The following is a 17,137-nucleotide window of genomic DNA, read 5'->3' on the forward strand; positions in this document are numbered from 1 at the left end:
CTCCCGTCGCAGGCCGTCCCGTCACAGCTCGTCCCGGATCGTCCACAGCTCCGGGAACACGTCCTGCTCGGCCGCCTTGCGCAGCCAGGTCAGTCCGCTGGAGCCGCCCGAGCCGGGCTTGCCGCCCATGGTCCGCTTGACCGCCGAGAGGTGGCGCTGGCGCCAGCGGGTGACCCGCTCGGCGACGTCCAGCAGGGCCTCGCCGAGCGGCTGCAGCGCGGCGAACTCCGGCTCGTCGTACACCCGCCGCCAGGCCGCGGCGACCTCCTCGGACGGGCGGTAGCGCTGCTCGGAGGATTCCGGGTGCAGCGCCAGTCCGCGCCGCGCCAGCAGCGCCAGCGCCTCGTCGTACAGCCCGGGGGAGCGCAGCGCCTCGGCCAGCTCGCCCTGGGTCTGCGGCATGCCGTCGTACATCTTCAGCAGCGCGGCGTTCTTGTTGCCGAGCAGGAACTCCAGGTGCAGGAAGGCCGCGGACTGGAAGCCGGAGGCCTCGCCGAACAGCGAGCGGAAGGAGTTGAACTCCTGCGGCGTCATGGTGGCCAGCAGGTCCCAGGAGTCCACCAGCACGTCCTGCGCGTGGGTGCCCCGGCGCAGCGCCGCGAGCGCGGTGGGCAGGTCGTCCTCGCGCAGTGCCTGCCGGGCGATCGTCCACTCGTGCCGCACCAGGTCGAAGAGCAGCTCCATGACCTGGGTGGTGACGATGAACGACAGCTCGGCGGGCTCCTTGCTGCGCGGGTGCTGGAGGCTGTGCAGCTCGTCCAGCCGTGCGTACCGGGCGTAGGGCGTGCTCCGACCCGGCGCGCCATCCCGACCGAACGACAGGTTGGGTGTCTCCACCGTGTCGTGCCCCATCCCGATCCCTCCTGATCCGTGCGGGCCTCGTCGCCCGCTCCCGTTGAACCAGACGGACTGTCTGGTTCCACCGGGGTGCCCATTGTGCGGCGGCGGTGCCTCCCGCTTGAATGGTCGACGGACACCGCAACCGCTGTTCGAGCTGTCGTTCGCGATGCGTTCGGCGGCTTCGCTTTACGAATGAAAATCCCTTGATCCCGACCGCCCGGGGAGTGGCCATGGATGCCGTCGACCGCCGCCTGCTGGCCGAGCTGCAGGCCGACGCCCGGCTCTCGTACAACGAACTCTCCCGTCGGGTGAGCCTGTCCGCACCCGCGGTGGCCGAACGGGTCCGCAGACTGGAAGCCGAGGGCGTGATCAGCGGCTACCACGCCCACGTGGACCCGACCCGGGCCGGGCTGCCGATCACCGCGCTGGTGCAGATCCAGTGCTATGGGCCGCGCTGCGTGCTGCGCGACCCGGAGGTGGCGGGCTGGCCGGAGGTGCTCCAGCTGCACCGGGTCACCGGCGGGGCATGCTGCGTGCTGCTGGTCGCGGTGCCGACGATGGCCGAGTTCGAGGCGCTGTGCGACCGGCTCGGCGGTTACGGCCAGCCGGCCAGCTCGATGATCCTCTCCAGCCCGGTGCCGTGGCGGCCGCTGGCGCCGCGCTGACCGGACGCCGGCCGCGGCTGTGGCCGCTGGCCTTGACGCGGGCGTCAAGGAGTAGGTTCCACGGCATGTCGAACGAGTGCCACGAGCGCCACATCCTGCTGCTGCCGGGGAGCCTGCGGGCCGGTTCCACCAACGAGACCGTGCTGCGCACCGCGGTCGCCGTGGCCGCCGCCACCCCCGGTCTGCGGACCACGTACTACACCGGGCTGGCCGGACTGCCGCACTTCAACCCGGACCACGACACCGACCCGCTGCCGGAGCCGGTGGTAGCGCTGCGGGGCGCGATCGAGGCGGCCGACGCGCTGCTGGTCTGCACGCCCGAGTACGCCGGGACGCTGCCGGGCTCGTTCAAGAACCTGCTGGACTGGACGGTCGGCGGGGTGGAGATCTCGGACAAGCCCACCGCCTGGATCAACGCCGCCGGCCCGGGCCGCGGCGGCGGCGCCGAGGCCACCCTGCGCACCGTCCTCGGCTACACCGGCGCGGCCGTGGTGGACGAGGCCTGCGTCCGGATCCCGCTGGAACGCGGGGCGGTCGGCCCGGACGGCCTGGTCGCCGACCCGCTGGTCCGCGAGCGGATCGGTGAGGTGCTGGCCAAGCTGGCCGCCGCCTGACCGCCGCCCGGTCGTGACCCGGCCGTAGGGCGCGCGGGGCTCAGTGCGCCGCGGGCAGCGGCACCCCGAGCCCGGCCAGGCCCTCCAGGAACAGCTCCGCGCCGACCGCCGCCAGCAGCAGCCCGAGCAGCCGGGACAGCACCTCGAGCGAGGTGCGGTGGGTGCGCCGCATCAGCGGTGCGAGCAGGGCCACGCAGACGTAGTTGATCACCGTCACCGCCATGTACGCCCCGGCGACGGTGGCCTTCCAGCCCACGCCGTCCTGGTTGAGCGAGGCGACCAGCACGGCGGTCACCGCGAGCGGGCTGGCGATGTACGGCAGCAGGAGCTCGCGGATGCCGTCCACCAGCGGGTTCCGCAGGTGCTCGGCCTGCTCGTCCTCGGCCCCGAGGTGGACGCCGAAGACCAGGGCGACCGCGTAGACGAAGAAGATCAGACCGCCGGCGAGCTGCAGCGACTGGTCGCTGATGTGGAACAGGGCCGTCACCTGGTCCGCCGAGAACCCGAGCACCAGGCCGATCACCGCCGAGATGACCGTGCTCCACGCCGCCAGTCGGCGCAGCTCGCGGGTGCTGCGGGTGGCGGCCAGCCGGGCGAAGGACAGCAGGACCTTCGGGGGCCCGACCACGGCGAAGAAGGTGATGAAAGCGCTGCTCAGGTTGAAGACGAACATGCGCCCAGCATGACCGCGGCGCCCGTTGCGGCCGGCCCGCCACGCCCCGGGGCGGGCGTGGCGTGGATCTCCCGGTCGGCGGTTCATTCCCGGCCGGCGGTGAATTCGCCCGGATGGCGGCCCCGGCTCGAAGGGGTGGGCGGTCTCGGTTGCCATGGAGACAGGACTGCCATGGAGACCGGACTGCCACCGAGGCAGGGACCGCTCCGCCGCGGAATCGAGGATGCGACATGTGCCTGAACCGTAAGGACCTGGGCCTGCTGGCCCTGCGCAGCGCCGTCGGCGGGGTGCTGATCGCGCACGGCACCCAGAAGCTGTTCGGCTGGTTCGGGGGCGGCGGCCTGGAGGGCACCACTCAGGCCATGGACCACATGGGCTTCCACCCGGCCCGGGAGAGCGCGATCGCGGCCGGCCTGGGCGAGGCGGGCGGCGGCGCGCTGCTGGTGGCCGGGCTGGCCACCCCGGCGGCGGGCGCTGTGGTGGCCGGGACGATGGCGGGCGCGGTGGCGGTGCATACCCCGGCCGGCTTCTTCGCGATGTCCGGGGGCTACGAGTACCCGGCCTTCCTCGGCGTGACCGGGCTGGCGATCGGCCTGGCCGGCCCCGGCCGGTACTCGCTGGACCACCTGACCGGGCACGTCTTCGACCGGCAATGGGTCGGCGTGCTGTCCTTCGTGGCGAGTGCGGCTGCGGCGTACGGCGTGGTGGCGCGGCGCCGGCACGTGGTGCGCCTGCGCGAGGAGCGGGCCGCGGTGGAGGCGGACGAGCAGGAGGGTTCGGGGCTGTCCTGAGGGGGCCTCGCGGCCTCCGGGCCTCTGGAGCCCAGGGGTCCTGGAGTCCTGGGGTCCTGGGGTCCTGGGGCTCTGGAGTCCTGGGCCCCGGGGCCGTGCGCGACCGCCGCCCCTGTTCGGTGGCCGGGGCCGGCAGTCACCCGGAGGCAGCAGCCCTGCTGGCGGCTGCCCCCGGGCCCTCGGAGGGTGGGCGGGGAGGCGCGCCGGGAAGCCCGGCGCCGACCGGAACCGGCGGACCCGGGACCGGCCGACCGGCCGACCGGAAACGAGGGACCGCATGGACCGCCAGCCGCCCACCCGGGGCACTTCTCCGAGCCCGAGGGTCACTTCGCCGAGTCCGAGGGGTGCTTCCCCGACTCCGAGGGTCACCGCGCAGGACGTGGACGCGCCGCCGCTGCGCCGTCAACACCGTGCGGTGACATGGCTGTTGACGCCTGTCGTGCTCGGCGTGGCGGTGCTGGCGGGCTGCTCCTCGGGCAAGAGCGCGAGCAGTGTGGCCTCCGAGGCGTCCACGGCGCTGGAGAAGGGCGCGAGCGCCGCCGCCTCCGCAGCTTCGGCGCTGGCCTCGCTGGCCGGCGGGGCGGCGTCCGCGCTCTCCTCGGTGGAGGCGCAGGCCTCGTCGGCGGTGTCGGCGGCCTCCTCGGCCATCGCCGGGATCAAGGGCGGGCTGGACGCCAAGGGTGACGTGACGGTCGGGGCGGTGACCACGGGCGCGGACAACAAGACGCTGGCGCAGCTGACCGTCACCAACCACGGCCAGCAGTCGTACCGATACGTGATCCAGGTGAACTTCACCGACGAATCCGGCAAGGTGCTCGACGCCACGGTGGTGACCGTCCAGGACCTGGGCGTCGGGCAGAGCGTCCAGGCCACCGCGCGCAGCAACCTCGAGCTCTCCGGCACGGTCAAGGCCGAGGTCGCCAACGCCGTCCGGTACTGAGGCCGAGGGGCCCGTCCGGCGGATCCGGCCGGACGGGCACCGACCCGGAGCGGGGGTGGAACCTTAAGCGGGACTCAAGGCCCAACAGGACCCCTTGACGGGCGAGTTGGTCTAGTCCATTTTTAATCCCCAGGTGCAGGGAGCCCCTGAACCGGCGTCAACGGCCTCGTGCCGGGGGCGCCGGTTCGGCGCATCCCGGTGTCCGTCATCCGTCATCCGTCATGGCCTGATCCCGCTCGATTCCCCACCCTTTCCTGTCATGTCCCGGTCGTCCGGCCCCACCCGGACGCGCGCCCCCGGGCCGGCGGGACACCCCCACAACCAGGAGTCACGCACCCATGCTGCGCTCACGCATTGAAAGGGCCGGGACCCCGGCTCCGCAGGGCGGCCGCCGACGCCGTCCGAAGAGCCTGGCCGCCGTCGCGGCCGGCACCACCGCCTCCCTGCTGCTCGGCGCGGGCCTCGCGCTGTCCGGCGGCTCCGCGGCCAACGCCGCGACCACCAACTCCACCGGCGCGCCCGCCACCAGCGGCGGCATCAAGGTCGCCTACTTCGACCAGTGGTCGATCTACGCGAACGCGTACTACCCCAAGACCATCCAGGACACCGGCGTCGCCGGGAAGCTGGACTACCTGATCTACTCCTTCGCCAACATCCACCCGACCGACCTGGGCTGTTTCGAGGCCACCAAGGCGGCGAGCGGGGACGACAACAACCCGAACGCGGGTGACGGCGCGGGCGACGCGTTCGCCGACTACCAGAAGAGCTTCGGCCCGGACATCTCGGTCGACGGCGTCGGCGACGTCTGGGGCCAGCCGATCGCGGGCAACTTCAACCAGCTGAAGAAGCTGAAGGCGAAGAACCCGAACCTCAAGATCCTGATCTCGCTGGGCGGTTGGACCTACTCCAAGTACTTCTCGGCGGCCGCCGCCACGGACGCCTCGCGCAAGCACCTGGTGTCCTCCTGCCTCGACATGTTCCTCAAGGGCAACCTCCCGACCGACGCCGGCTACGGGGGCCCGGGCTCGGCGGCCGGCATCTTCGACGGCGTCGACATCGACTGGGAGTACCCGGGTGGCGGCGGCCACACCGGAAACATCTCCAGCCCGGCCGACAAGCAGAACTTCACGGCGCTGCTGAAGGAGTTCCGCACCCAGCTGGACGCGCAGGGCAAGGCCGACAACAAGACCTACGCCCTGTCGGCGGCGGTCGGGGCCGGCCAGGACAAGATCATGAACGTCGAGACCGACAAGGTCGGCCAGTACCTGACCTTCCTCGACGTCATGACCTACGACATGCACGGCGGCTGGGACGCGCAGGGTCCGACCAACCACCAGGCGCCGCTCTACTCCGGCCCGAACGACCCGTCGACCCCGGCCAAGCCGGGCAACGGCAAGTACTCGGTCGACAACGCCATCAAGGCGTGGACGGTCGGCGACGCGCAGTACGGCATCCCCGGCGGCTTCCCCGCCAACAAGATCAACATGGGTGTGCCGTTCTACTACCGCGGCTGGACCGGCGTGAAGGACAACGGCAAGCACGGCCTCTTCCAGCCCGCCGCCAGCCCCGCGGCCGGCGCGGCGATGTCCGGCAACGTCCCCGGCATCCAGATGTTCAAGGAGCTCGCGGGCTTCGTCGACAACCCCTCCAAGACCTTCTGGGACGACGACGCCAAGGCCACGTACTTCTACGACGGCAACACCTTCTGGAGCGGTGAGGACGCCAAGTCGATCCAGGCCAAGCTCGACTACGCGCACTGCAACGGCCTCGGCGGCTCCTTCGCCTTCTCGCTCTACGACCTGGGCACCAGGACCGGCCTGTTCGACACGATGGTGAACGCCACCAACGGCTCCGCGGCCGGCTGCCCGGCCCCGCCGACCGGCACCCCGACGCCGACCCAGACCCCGACCCAGACGCCGACCGGAACCCCCACCGGAACCCCCACCGGTACGCCGACGGGCACCCCGACCGGCACCCCGACCTCGCCGGCCACCTGCTCGGCCGCCCCGAGCTGGGACCCGAACACCACCTACGCGGCCGGCGGCACCAAGGTCTCGTGGAAGGGCCACTACTACACCAACAAGTGGTGGACCAAGGGCGAGGACCCGAGCCTGAGCGGCCAGTGGGGCGTCTGGACCGACAACGGTCCCTGCTGACCCACGCACCACCGAGCGACCGAGGGGCCTGACGGACCCTCGCACCGAACGCGGGCGGCCCCGGACGAGCATGGATCTCGTCCGGGGCCGCCCGTCGTTGCCGGCGGTAACCCCGATCGCGGCCACGATCACGGTGGTGAGCAGGGCGGAGGTGCGCTTGAGCGGCACGGTGAAGGCCAATCCTGTGACGGTGCGTCAGTAGTCTTCCGGCGCCACGCAGATTGGCATGCGAAAGGCTGAACGCCGACGGGAATTCGGCACTCCGCCCTCCCGCCCGGACTCAGCCCAGGTCAGTGGTGCGGCCGAGCGCGTCCGGCTGGCTCTCCTCGATCCGGCGGAGCATCCGGGCCAGCAGGCCGGAGAGGACGGTGCGCTCCGCGCCGGTGATGTCCTGGAGCAGCCCCTCCTCGAACACGGCGGCCATCCGCATGGACTCCAGCCACTTGTCGCGGCCGGTCTCGGTCAGCTCGATGATCACCCGTACCCGGTTGGACTCGTCCCGCTCCCGGGTCACCAGGCCGTCGGACACCATCCGGTCGATCCGGTGCGTCATCGCCGCCGGGGTGAGCCCGAGCCGCTTGGCCAGCTCGCTCGGCCCGAGTCGGTACGGGCTGCCGGCGACCACCAGGGCCTTGAGCACCTCCCACTCGGCGGAGGTGATTCCGAGCACAGTGAGCTGGCGGTCGTACGCCACGCCCATCCGCCGGGAGACCCGGTTGAGGGTCTGCACGATGGTCTCCACCTGGGGGTCCACGGTGGGGAACTCCCGCTGGTAGAGCGCCACCTGCTCGGCGATGCCGAGCTCCAGGGGGGTGGCCGGGGCGGGCTTGTCGGCAGCCGACGCCGGCTTGTCCGTAGTCATGCGGACCAGTGTCGCACGAGGGTGCACTCCTTAAGCCTTTGACTCCGCAGCCTTCTGGTGCTAAGACTTTATCTCGTCAGACTTTAGCTCTGAAATCTTCTGGACTTAAGAGTATCCAGTCGAAGCCTTGGAAGGGATGTGCACGGTGACCGGCACGGTGAAGCAGCAGAGGCAGCAGCGACGTGGGGCGGGCAGCCAGCTGCGCCGCGTCCAGATCGGCAACGCGCTCAGTGCGTTCGGCAGCGGGTTCACGATGCCGTACATGTTCGTGTACGTGGACCAGGTGCGAGGGCTGGGATCGCTGGCGGCCGGGATGGTGTTCACCGTCTTCGCCCTGGCGGCCCTCGCCGTCCTGCCGTTCACCGGGCGCGGCATCGACAAGTACGGTCCCCGTCCGGTGCTGCTGGCCGGGACGGCGCTCGCCGCCACCGGCGCGTTCGCCTTCGGTCACGCCACCGACACCCCGGGCCTGCTGGTCTCCTCCTTCCTGTTCGGCGCGGGTGTCACCACCTGCCAGCCGGCGCTCGCCACGATGATCGTCCGCTGCTCGACGGCGGCCACCCGCTCGCACGCCTTCGCGCTGCAGTTCACCCTGGTCAACCTGGGCATGGGCATCGGCGCGCTGGTCGGCGGGCAGATCGTGGACGTCGCCGACCCGGCCAGCCTCACCCGGCTGTTCACCATCGAGGCGGTGACCTTCCTCGGCCTCGCCCTGGTCACCGGCACCGCCCGGATGCCGCGGGTGCAGCTCAGCGTCGTCCACGGGAAGAGCGAGGGCCCGACCGGCCTGCGCGCCCTGGTCGCCGACAAGGCGATGCTGCGGCTCTGCCTGCTCGCCGGGCTGATCTTCTTCACCTGCTACGGCCAGTTCGAGTCCGGTGTCGCGGCCTTCGCCACCGACACCGTCGGCACCGCGCCCTCCACCCTGGGCTTCGCGATCGGCGCCAACGCGCTGACCATCGTGGTGCTGCAGATGTTCATGGTGCGGATCACGGCGCGCCGCCGCCGCACCACCGCGATGGCCGCGGCCGGCCTGGTCTGGCTCGGCGCCTGGGCGATGGCCCTGGTGGCCGGTCTGATCCGGACCGAGACCATGGCCGCCACGGTCGCCATCGTCTCGATCTACGCCCTCTTCGGCGTCGGCGAGTCGCTGCTCGCGCCCACCATGGGCCCGATCGTGGCCGACCTCGCCCCGGCCCGGCTGCTCGGCACCTACAACGCCGGGTACGCCCTGGTGAAGCAGATCGCGATCGCGGTCGGCCCGGCCGTCGGTGTGCTGCTGGTCGGCTCCGGCACCTGGCCGCTCTACCTGGCGGCGATGGCGGGCTCGACGCTGCTGATCGTCACCCTGGCGCTGCGGCTGCGCCCGCACCTCACCCCGGAGCAGGACAACGCCGCTCCGGCCGTGGTCCGCACCGTCCAGGTCCGGGAGCTGCAGACCGCCGCGTAGCGGACACGCCGTCGTCAGCCACGGCACGGCGCGCACGAGCGTTCGAAACGGGCGCCGACCAGGTCACCTGGTCGGCGCCCGTCGCGCTTGGCTTCGCGAGCACCGCCACATAGTGTCAGTGGCTGTTGACCGCCCGGATCCGGCCGCGACGCCGGGCCCCGGGCAGAGCAGACAGGCGATTCGGCGAGGCTATGACGCAAGCGGCGCTCACGCACCCCCCGGCGGTCCCGGCCCCCGCCGCCCCCGCACCGGCCCCGCGCGGGGGCCCGGTCCGCTGGGCGGCCGACCGCTCAGGCTGGCTCGGGCCGATCGGCGTCGCACTCTTCGCGGGCCTGCTGCGGTTCTGGAACCTCGGCTACCCCAACGCCTTCGTCTTCGACGAGACGTACTACCCCAAGGACGCCTGGTCGCTGCTCCGGCAGGGCTACGAGGGCAGCTGGCCCGACCACGCCAACGCCGACATCCTGGCCGTCCCGCAGTCGATCCCGCTCGGCTCCGCGCCGGAGTTCATCGCGCACCCGCCACTCGGCAAATGGGTGATGGCGATCGGCGAGCAGCTGTTCGGTCTGCACCCCTTCGGCTGGCGGTTCATGACCGCCCTGCTCGGCACCGTCACCGTGCTGATGCTGGCCCGGATCGGCCGCCGGCTCTTCGGCTCCACCCTGGTCGGCTGCACCGCCGCGCTGCTGATGTCGGTGGACGGCCTGCAGCTGGTGATGAGCCGGGTCGGCCTGCTCGACGGCATCCAGATGTTCTTCGTGCTCGCCTCCTTCGGCGCCCTGCTGATCGACCGCGACCACGCCCGCGCCCGGCTCGCGCAGACCACCGACGGCGACCGGGTGCGGCTCGGGTGGCGCCCCTGGCGGATCGCCGCCGGGGTGTTCATCGGCGCCGCCTGCGCGGTCAAGTGGAACGGCGCCCCGATCCTCGCCGCCTTCGGCGTCCTGACCGTCCTGTGGGACCAGGCCGGCCGTCGCGGTGCCGGTGCCCGCCGCCCCTGGCGCTCCATGCTGCGCCGGGACGCCGTACCCGCCCTCCTGGCCATGGTCGGCTCCGCCCTGGTGGTGTATGTCGGCGCCTGGAGCGGCTGGCTGCTCAGTGGCGGCAGTGGCGGCAACGGTGACGGCGGCTACGACCGGCACTGGGCCGACGGCCGCGCCGGGCTCTCCCCGGACAGCTTCCTCGGCATCCCGCTGCCGCAGGTGCCGATGAGCTGGGTGCCCGGGCCGCTGCGCAGCCTGTGGCACTACCACTCGCAGATGTACGACTTCAACACCGGTCTGAGCACCCCGCACACCTACCAGTCCAATCCCTTCGCCTGGCTGGTCGACGCCCGCCCGGTCTCCATGTACTGGGAGCAGGTCCCGAACGGCACCCGCGGCTGCACCTCCTCCGGCGGCTGCGCGGCGCAGATCCTGGGTCTGGGCACGCCGTTCCTGTGGTGGGCGGCCTGCTTCGCGCTGGTCTACCTGCTGTGGCGCTGGTTCTTCCGGCGGGACTGGCGCTCGGGCGCGGTGCTGTGTGCGGTGGCCGGGATCTACCTGCCCTGGTTCCGGTACCAGGAGCGGACGATCTTCTCCTTCTACATGGTCGTGCTGGTGCCGTTCCTGTGCCTGGCCGTCGCCCAGATGCTCGGCGCGATCCTCGGCCCGCCCGGCTGCAGCCGCGAGCGCCGCCGGATCGGCGCGATCGGGGCCGGGGCGATCGTGCTGGCGATCGTCGGCTGCTTCGCCTTCTTCTATCCGCTGTACACGGCGGAAGTGATCCCGATGTCGTCCTGGCAGGACCGGATGTGGTTCACCAGCTGGATCTGATGTCCCCAGGGCTCGTCCGGCCGGCCCTCGCGGCGTCCGGCGGCCGACTGCTGCCGGTCGACCCCGTGCTCGGGGTGGTCACCGCCGTCCTGCTGCTGGCCGCCGTCGCGGTGGCCGGGCGGGGGCTGCTCGGCCACGGGCACGCGGTGCTGCGGGCCGGGCTGCGGGCTGTGGTGCAGCTGGCGGCTGTCGCCGTGGTGATCACCTGGGTGGTCGGCTCGCTCTGGTGGTCGGCGCTGTTCGTGCTGCTGATGTTCACGGTCGCGGTGCGCACCGCCGGGCGGCGGATGACCCCCGGACCGGGCTGGGTCTGGGCGGCCGCCCCGATCGGGGCCGGGGTGCTGCCGGTGCTCGCGCTGCTACTGGGCGTCGGGCTGCTGCCGCCCGAGGGACTGTCGGTCATCCCGGTCGCGGGCATCCTGATCGGCGGCGCGCTCACCGCGACCTCGCTGGCCGGGCGGCGCGCCCTGGACGAGCTGCGGCAGCGGCGCGGAGAGGTGGAGGCGGCACTGGCGCTGGGCTTTGAGGAGCGCGAGGCGCGGCTGGAGATCTGCCGGACGGCGGCGGCGACCTCACTCGTCCCCGCCCTGGACCAGACCCGTACGGTCGGGCTGGTCACCCTGCCCGGGGCCTTCGTCGGGATGCTGCTCGGCGGGGCCTCGCCGGTCCAGGCGGGGGCGGTGCAGCTGTTCGTGCTGGTCGGGTTGCTGGCGGTGGAGTCGGTGGGGATCGTGGTGGTGCTGGAACTGGTCGGCCGGGGGCGGGTCACGACGGACGGTTGACGGAGCCGGGGCACCGAACCGTGTCGGGTACCCTTGGGGGCGTTGAAGGGGAGTAGCCCTCCACCGGACCGTCGACACACTGGCCCTCAGGGGCCCGGCGCCCGGGGCACCGCTCGCGGAGCGTTGCCGGCGAGACCTTCGGCCGCAGTGCTGTGACCATGACCAGTGCTGTCGGGCCGAAGCGTCCCCTGACGGAGCTGCGGAGGCCGGGCAGCCCGACCGAGGATCCCTTTGATGAGTCTGACCGTTGCCGCGTTGACCTTCGGCATCATCTTCCTGGCCGAACTGCCGGACAAGACCGCGCTGGCCAGTCTGGTGCTCGGCACCAAGTACCGGGCGAGCTACGTCTTCGCGGGCATCGCCGCCGCCTTCGCCCTCCAGGTGGGCATCGCGCTGGTCGCCGGGCACCTGCTGTCGATGCTGCCGCACCGCTGGGTGGAGGGCGTCACCGGTGTGCTGTTCCTGGCCGGCGCGGCGATGCTGCTGTTCCACGGCGGCGGGGACGAGGACGAGCACGCCGCCAAGGAGCCGTCCTCGAACAGCTTCTGGAAGGTGGCCGGGGCGAGCTTCGTGGTCGTCGCGATCGCCGAGTTCGGCGACCTGACCCAGATCATGACCGCCAACCTGGCCGCCAAGTACGCCGATCCACTGGCCGTCGGCATCGGCTCCTGGCTGGCGCTCTGCGCGGTCGGCGGGATCGCCATCGTGGGCGGGCAGAAGCTGCTCAAGCACGTGCCGATGAAGCTGATCATCCGGGTGGCGGCGGCGATCATGGTGGTGCTGGCGGGCGTCAGCATCTTCGGGGCGATCACCGGCTGACGGCCACGGACTGGTCGACGGGCGGCGTCCGCTGGTGCGGGCGCCGCCCGTTCGCGCGTCCGGGGGTGGGTCGGTGGACTGGGTCGGCGGACTGGGTCAGCGGACCTGGTCGGTGGCCCGAGTCGCGGAGTGGGTCGGCCGACTGGGTCAGCAGCCGGGGTCGGCGGTGAGGAAGGCCTGGGTCTTGGGACCGTAGACGCCGTCCTCGCCCTTGATCCGGTTCTCCTTCTGGTAGCTGCTGAGCACCGACCGGGTCCAGTAGTCGAAGGTGCCGGTGATGATCGACTTGTCGACGAATCCGCATTCGGCGGCGTACAGGCGCTGCTGCATGTCCTGGACGTCGGGCCCGCTCATCCCGATCTTCAGCACGCGCGGCGTGGACGGCGGCGTGGGCGTGGGGGTGGGCGTCAGGGTCGGGGTGGGGGTCGGCGTGGGCGTCTGGACCGGGGCCTGCGTCGCCGTCGGGGTGGGCGTGGAGGTCGGCGTCGGGGTGGCGGTCTTCGTCGGCGTCGGCTTGCGGGTGGGCGTCGCCGACGGGCTCGGTGCCTCGCCGGTCGGCGCCGAGGTGGCCGCGGTGGGCACCGCCGACGGCACCGGGTCCACCGGCGCGGGCGCCAGGGTGGTGGTCGGCAGCGGCTTCGCCTGCTTGGCGTCCGGCTCGGAGGAGGGCGTCACCGCGTAGGCGACACCGATGGTGAGCGCCACCAGCGCGGCCCCGACCCCGGCGATCAGGCCCTTGCGCTCGGAGAGCGGGTTCCCGGCCCCTTGCTCGGCGGCCCGGCGCGCGGCCCGGCCGCCGGTGGGCTCCTGGCCGGGCAGCACCGGGGCGTTGTCGAAGGGGAAGAGGCCGATCTCGTCGCCGGCGCCGTACCCGGCCTCGTACCCGTCCGGGGCCTGCGGCCGCTGCGGCGCGACCGCGTAGGCACCCGGCCCGGCGGGCGGCATCGGCGGCAGCACGGTGGTGGCGTAGGCGTCGGCGTCCGGTCCGAGCGGCGGCCGTCCCATGGCGACGGGCGGCTGCCCGGGGGCGACGGGCGGCAGCACGGTGGTCGCGAACGGGTCCACGGCCGGGGCGTTCGCCGGCGGCTCCTCGGCCACCTGGTCCGCCGCCTGCGGGACGTACGGGCGGACCAGCGGGGGGCCCTCGACGTGGGGGAGGACGGTGGTCTCGGTGAGGCTCGGGTCCGGGACGCAGCCGCACCCGGTTGAGCGTGCGGTGCCGCACGTCGGGCAGTGCTGGTCCGGCATCGGCCGGTCCTCCTCGGTTTCGCGTCGTTCTCGCGGACGGTCGGGCTGGGTCTGGCGGGTCTCGCGGGTGGTCGTGCGGGCGGTGGCACGGGCGGGTCCGGCGGACGGTCCCGGCGGCTCCGGGGCGGAGCCCGGGCGCACGATCGCGCCTGATTATGCAGGACGCCCCTGAGGGTGGACAGGGGTGTCCGGCCCCGCGCGGGGGTGTTGTGCCGGTTGGTGCCGATTGGCTCCCCGGAGAACGTCCCTGACGCCCCGGATGTCCCCGGTGCTCACGTTCGGCTCAACCCGGCGGAACAAATCGGGACGAACCTGACGGCATGGTGAGCTGGGAGTGATCATCGCGCTGCCCGCCATCGTCGGCGACCCGCGGTACCGGCCGAGGCCTCTCAGGCTTTCAGGACGTCCGGCATTCCCGGTATTTCAGGTGTTTCGGTCCTTTCGGTCCTTTCGGTCCTTTCGGTCCTTTCGGTCCTTTCGGGCCGTCAGGCCTTCGCGGGGAGCCAGCCGTCTGGACCGCCCGCACGCCGAACTCGAACCGGCTGCGCGCACCGAGCCGCTTGGCGATGGCGTCGTCGGTGAGTCCCTGGGCCAGCAGCCGGACGACCGTCGCCTCCTGGGCGGTCAGCCCGCTCCTGTCCTTGGCGTTGGCCTTGCCCAGCGGCTGCGCCGAGGCCGACCCGAGCCGCTACGTGATGGTCAACGGCGTCGCGCTGCCGATCTCCGGCGCCGAGGACGGCCGACGGCTACGACAGGCGGATGTTGATGGGCGTCCCCGGCGACTGGCTGCGCGCCGCGGCGGCCAGGTCGCTGCCGAACGGCACCGTCGTGATGGACCAGAACGGCACCTCCCCGAACCGCTACGCGATGGCCGGCGGCGGTCTGGCCGGCGGCGCGGCGGCACTGATCGTGGAGTCCGAGTGGTCCGCCGATTGCTACAGCAGCCAGCCGGCGGTGGGCGTGCCGGGTGCCTGGCTGGGCCGCGCGGCTGCAGCCGCTCCCGCCGACGGCACCCTGATCAAGGGGCAGGCGGGCGCCGACCCGAGTTCAGCGGCCCCTGCGCCGGCCGCCCGGTCGCCGGGGCACGGAGACCTGGGAGGGCAAGCTGACGGCCCGCCCGCTCGCCAACGGCACGATCGTCAAGAACGTCTCCGGCGCCGACCCGACGGTGTACGTGATGGTCGGCGGCGCTCGCCCGACAGCACCACCGTCTGGCAGGTCGTGGGCGGCGGCAAGAAGGCGTTGACCGCCGGTGACTTCGGGCCGGGCACGTTCGACCTGAACGACGTGGTCACCGTCCCGACCGTGCTCACCGCGAAGCTGCCGACCGCCGGCCGGTAGCCGCGCGCACTCGTGCCACCCCGCCCGACCCGGGCCGGGTGGCACGAGTGCGTTCGTGCCCGGGTCCTCACGGCGCGCCGAACCAGCGGGGGGTGTCGAGGCGGAACGGGTCGCCGGGGGCGAGCCGCCGCAGGCCGTCCTCCACCTGACGGAGCTGCTCCTCGCCGAGGGTGGCGGACCACTCGGTGCGCAGCTCGTCGAAGATCCGGGCCGAGCGGACCAGGCAGTCCACCCCCCGGTCGGTGAGCCGGACCACCTTGCGGCGGGCGTCGGCCGGGTCGCTGCCGCGCTCGACGTATCCGAGCTGCTCCAGGCCCTCGATGGTCTTGCCCGCCGCCTGCTTGGAGACGCCGAGGCGGCGGCCGAGTTCGACGGCGGTGGTGCCGTCCGGCCCGATCGCCTGGAAGACGAAGCCGTGCATCGGCCGGAGGTCCGGGTGCCCCTCGCGGGCGATGCGCTCGTGCAGCTCGTCGATGATCGTCCGGAAGGCGAGGAGCAGGCGCAGCGGCAGCTCGAAGCCCGGCGGGGCCGGTTCACTTGACACGATAGACAACCTCATTGACCATATGGACAACGCCATTGACCATCTTAGGGGGTTCCTTCACCATGCCCGTGATCCGCCGATCCGACGCCCGCCGCACCGAGACCCCGAACGCCGAGATGACCACCTTCGCCTCGCCCACCCAGGGCTCGACTTCCCTGGCGCTGTGGCAGGCCGAGATGCGGCCCGGCTCCCAGGGTCCGCTGCACGCCATGGACACCGAGCAGATCTGGACCTTCCTCACCGGCTCCGCCACCGCCGAAATCGCCGGGGAGGCCCACACCCTCGCCGCCGGCGACACCCTCGTCCTCCCCGCCGACGTCGCCCGCCGCATCACCACCGCCGACGGCTTCACCGCCGTCGTCACCTCCCCCTCCCCGGCCCACGCCTACAACCCCGACGCCCGCACCCCCGACGGCGCCTGCGCCCTGGCCCCGCGCGACGCCGACCGCGTCCTCCCGCCGTGGATCGCCTGAGCGCGGGCGCGTGGACGGGTTCGTCGATGCGCCTCCGAGGTGCCGGTCCGTTGCCCGTCCTGTCAGTTGAGGCAGGATGGACCCATGAGCGTAGTCAAGATCAACGTACTGACCGTTCCCGCCGAGCAGCGCGAGGTGCTGGAGAAGCGCTTCGCCTCCCGGGCCGGCGCGGTCGAGAACTCGGACGGCTTCGAGTGGTTCGAGCTGCTCCGCCCGGTCGAGGGCACCGACCAGTACCTCGTCTACACGCGCTGGCGTGACGAGGAGTCCTTCCAGGCCTGGATGGAGGGCCCGATGAAGGCGGCCCACCAGGGTGGCGGTGAGGGCGAGGCGCCGAAGCGCCCCGCGGCCTCCGGCTCCACGCTCTGGTCCTTCGACGTCGTCCAGTCGGCCGGTCCCAAGAACGCCTAGGTCACTGCCACTTGCCGTTCTCTTCTTCCTTCGGGCCCTTCCCCTGCCGGGGCAGGGCCCGAAGGGCTTGCCGAAGAGCTTGCCGAAGGGCGGCTGAGCCTTGACGGGTCGTCGTGCTTGGCCGGGTGGGGCCGGCGGCTCCACTGCTGTGCAGCTGCCGGCCCGGTGTGGAGTGCCCTGGGCTCAGTTGTCGTTGAAGTAGACGTGCTCGCTTCCGAGATGCCCCACGCTCGGGCCCAGCCAGATCGAGACAGCGATGTTGTCGTTCTCCGGAAGGTCGTAAACGCCGCCGTCCGAAGCGCTGACAGTCTTGCAGGAGCCGAGCCCGCCCGTGGCCTCGATGGTGTAGCGGTGGTTGTACTGGCCGGAGCTGCTCTGGGTGAAGACTTCGACCCTGGGGGCCATGCCGTCGGCTGCCGTGTCGCAGACGGAGACGATGTCGCCGTGCTCCTCGACGTAGACCGTGCCGCCGTGTGCGGAGTCCACGGTGGTCCATGTGTGGTCCCAGCTGCCGCCGGGCGGGTCGATGCTCGCCGATGCCGACGTCGCGCCGGCGAGTGCCCCGCCGGCAAGGAGAACGGTGGCTGCGGTTAAGGCCGCGATCCTGTGGCGCATCGTGTGATCCTCCTTGGCTCGCTCGGACGGTCCGGCGAGTGCCAGTGAGCTTAAGGAGACGGCTGCTGTGTCGGGCGGGGCCGAATGGATCTTTGCATT

General features: G+C 72.3%; 18 protein-coding genes. 12 read left to right on the forward strand and 6 right to left on the reverse strand.

Annotated elements, in window-relative coordinates; genetic code table 11:
* Positions 1 to 21 precede the first annotated feature (21 nt).
* Positions 22 to 852: a tryptophan 2,3-dioxygenase gene (locus tag ACZ3TI_RS06070; RefSeq protein WP_465723866.1), complete on the reverse strand. Its 831-nt coding sequence runs from the start codon at positions 850 to 852 to the stop codon at positions 22 to 24.
* 218 nt (positions 853 to 1,070) lie between these two features.
* Between ACZ3TI_RS06070 and ACZ3TI_RS06075 the strand changes: the two genes are divergently transcribed.
* Together ACZ3TI_RS06075 and ACZ3TI_RS06080 are read left to right on the forward strand one after the other, a co-directional pair.
* On the forward strand, positions 1,071 to 1,505 hold the full coding sequence (locus ACZ3TI_RS06075) for an Lrp/AsnC family transcriptional regulator (protein WP_465723868.1): 435 nt from the start codon (positions 1,071 to 1,073) through the stop codon (positions 1,503 to 1,505).
* Between the two features lie 65 nt (positions 1,506 to 1,570).
* A complete protein-coding gene (locus ACZ3TI_RS06080; protein WP_465723870.1) occupies positions 1,571 to 2,119 on the forward strand; it encodes an NADPH-dependent FMN reductase in 549 nt (182 codons plus the stop codon).
* A gap of 40 nt (positions 2,120 to 2,159) precedes the next feature.
* On the opposite strand, the gene ACZ3TI_RS06085 is transcribed toward ACZ3TI_RS06080, so the two are convergent.
* Entirely contained in the window at positions 2,160 to 2,792 is a 633-nt protein-coding gene (locus ACZ3TI_RS06085) for a MarC family protein (RefSeq protein ID WP_465723872.1), read from the reverse strand.
* Between the two features lie 230 nt (positions 2,793 to 3,022).
* Between ACZ3TI_RS06085 and ACZ3TI_RS06090 the strand changes: the two genes are divergently transcribed.
* The 3 genes from ACZ3TI_RS06090 (at position 3,023) to ACZ3TI_RS06100 (ending at position 6,679) form a co-directional block, all read left to right on the forward strand.
* Entirely contained in the window at positions 3,023 to 3,583 is a 561-nt protein-coding gene (locus tag ACZ3TI_RS06090; protein ID WP_465723874.1) for a DoxX family protein, read from the forward strand.
* A 427-nt stretch (positions 3,584 to 4,010) separates the two neighbouring features.
* Positions 4,011 to 4,523, forward strand: a complete 513-nt coding sequence (locus ACZ3TI_RS06095; RefSeq protein WP_465723876.1) for an FxLYD domain-containing protein — start codon at positions 4,011 to 4,013, stop codon at positions 4,521 to 4,523.
* A 338-nt stretch (positions 4,524 to 4,861) separates the two neighbouring features.
* Positions 4,862 to 6,679, forward strand: coding sequence for a glycosyl hydrolase family 18 protein (locus ACZ3TI_RS06100; RefSeq protein ID WP_465723878.1), 1,818 nt, complete (start codon positions 4,862 to 4,864; stop codon positions 6,677 to 6,679).
* 280 nt (positions 6,680 to 6,959) lie between these two features.
* Here ACZ3TI_RS06100 and ACZ3TI_RS06105 read toward each other — a convergent pair whose 3' ends face one another.
* Positions 6,960 to 7,541 (reverse strand): MarR family winged helix-turn-helix transcriptional regulator, encoded by a 582-nt coding sequence (locus ACZ3TI_RS06105; RefSeq protein ID WP_465723880.1) that lies wholly within the window; start codon positions 7,539 to 7,541, stop codon positions 6,960 to 6,962.
* 145 nt (positions 7,542 to 7,686) lie between these two features.
* Between ACZ3TI_RS06105 and ACZ3TI_RS06110 the strand changes: the two genes are divergently transcribed.
* From ACZ3TI_RS06110 to ACZ3TI_RS06125, 4 genes are all read left to right on the forward strand, one after another.
* On the forward strand, positions 7,687 to 8,991 hold the full coding sequence (locus tag ACZ3TI_RS06110) for an MFS transporter (RefSeq protein ID WP_465723881.1): 1,305 nt from the start codon (positions 7,687 to 7,689) through the stop codon (positions 8,989 to 8,991).
* Positions 8,992 to 9,182: 191 nt separating this feature from the next.
* Positions 9,183 to 10,805: a dolichyl-phosphate-mannose--protein mannosyltransferase gene (locus ACZ3TI_RS06115; protein WP_465723882.1), complete on the forward strand. Its 1,623-nt coding sequence runs from the start codon at positions 9,183 to 9,185 to the stop codon at positions 10,803 to 10,805.
* Complete coding sequence (locus ACZ3TI_RS06120; RefSeq protein ID WP_465723883.1) at positions 10,805 to 11,587, forward strand: ABC transporter permease; 783 nt, start codon at positions 10,805 to 10,807, stop codon at positions 11,585 to 11,587. The genes ACZ3TI_RS06115 and ACZ3TI_RS06120 overlap by 1 nt, the downstream gene beginning before the upstream one ends.
* A gap of 231 nt (positions 11,588 to 11,818) precedes the next feature.
* Positions 11,819 to 12,406, forward strand: coding sequence for a TMEM165/GDT1 family protein (locus tag ACZ3TI_RS06125; protein ID WP_465723884.1), 588 nt, complete (start codon positions 11,819 to 11,821; stop codon positions 12,404 to 12,406).
* A gap of 147 nt (positions 12,407 to 12,553) precedes the next feature.
* Here ACZ3TI_RS06125 and ACZ3TI_RS06130 read toward each other — a convergent pair whose 3' ends face one another.
* Complete coding sequence (locus ACZ3TI_RS06130) at positions 12,554 to 13,654, reverse strand: peptidoglycan-binding domain-containing protein (RefSeq protein WP_465723886.1); 1,101 nt, start codon at positions 13,652 to 13,654, stop codon at positions 12,554 to 12,556.
* 765 nt (positions 13,655 to 14,419) lie between these two features.
* Between ACZ3TI_RS06130 and ACZ3TI_RS06135 the strand changes: the two genes are divergently transcribed.
* Positions 14,420 to 14,995 (forward strand): hypothetical protein, encoded by a 576-nt coding sequence (locus ACZ3TI_RS06135; protein WP_465723888.1) that lies wholly within the window; start codon positions 14,420 to 14,422, stop codon positions 14,993 to 14,995.
* Positions 14,996 to 15,062: 67 nt separating this feature from the next.
* Here the strand turns inward: ACZ3TI_RS06135 and ACZ3TI_RS06140 are convergent, their stop codons facing one another.
* Positions 15,063 to 15,539 (reverse strand): MarR family winged helix-turn-helix transcriptional regulator, encoded by a 477-nt coding sequence (locus tag ACZ3TI_RS06140; RefSeq protein WP_465723890.1) that lies wholly within the window; start codon positions 15,537 to 15,539, stop codon positions 15,063 to 15,065.
* A gap of 68 nt (positions 15,540 to 15,607) precedes the next feature.
* On the opposite strand from ACZ3TI_RS06140, the gene ACZ3TI_RS06145 reads away from it, so the two are divergent.
* Both ACZ3TI_RS06145 and ACZ3TI_RS06150 read left to right on the forward strand, forming a co-directional pair.
* A complete protein-coding gene (locus tag ACZ3TI_RS06145) occupies positions 15,608 to 16,012 on the forward strand; it encodes a cupin domain-containing protein (protein WP_465723892.1) in 405 nt (134 codons plus the stop codon).
* An 84-nt stretch (positions 16,013 to 16,096) separates the two neighbouring features.
* Positions 16,097 to 16,423 (forward strand): antibiotic biosynthesis monooxygenase family protein, encoded by a 327-nt coding sequence (locus ACZ3TI_RS06150; RefSeq protein WP_465723894.1) that lies wholly within the window; start codon positions 16,097 to 16,099, stop codon positions 16,421 to 16,423.
* 183 nt (positions 16,424 to 16,606) lie between these two features.
* Here ACZ3TI_RS06150 and ACZ3TI_RS06155 read toward each other — a convergent pair whose 3' ends face one another.
* Positions 16,607 to 17,038 carry a hypothetical protein gene (locus tag ACZ3TI_RS06155; protein ID WP_465723896.1) on the reverse strand — a complete coding sequence of 144 codons (432 nt, stop codon included), beginning with the start codon at positions 17,036 to 17,038 and terminating at the stop codon, positions 16,607 to 16,609.
* Between the last annotated feature and the right edge of the window lie 99 nt (positions 17,039 to 17,137).

It is taken from the genome of Kitasatospora sp. NPDC023120 (assembly GCF_055560835.1).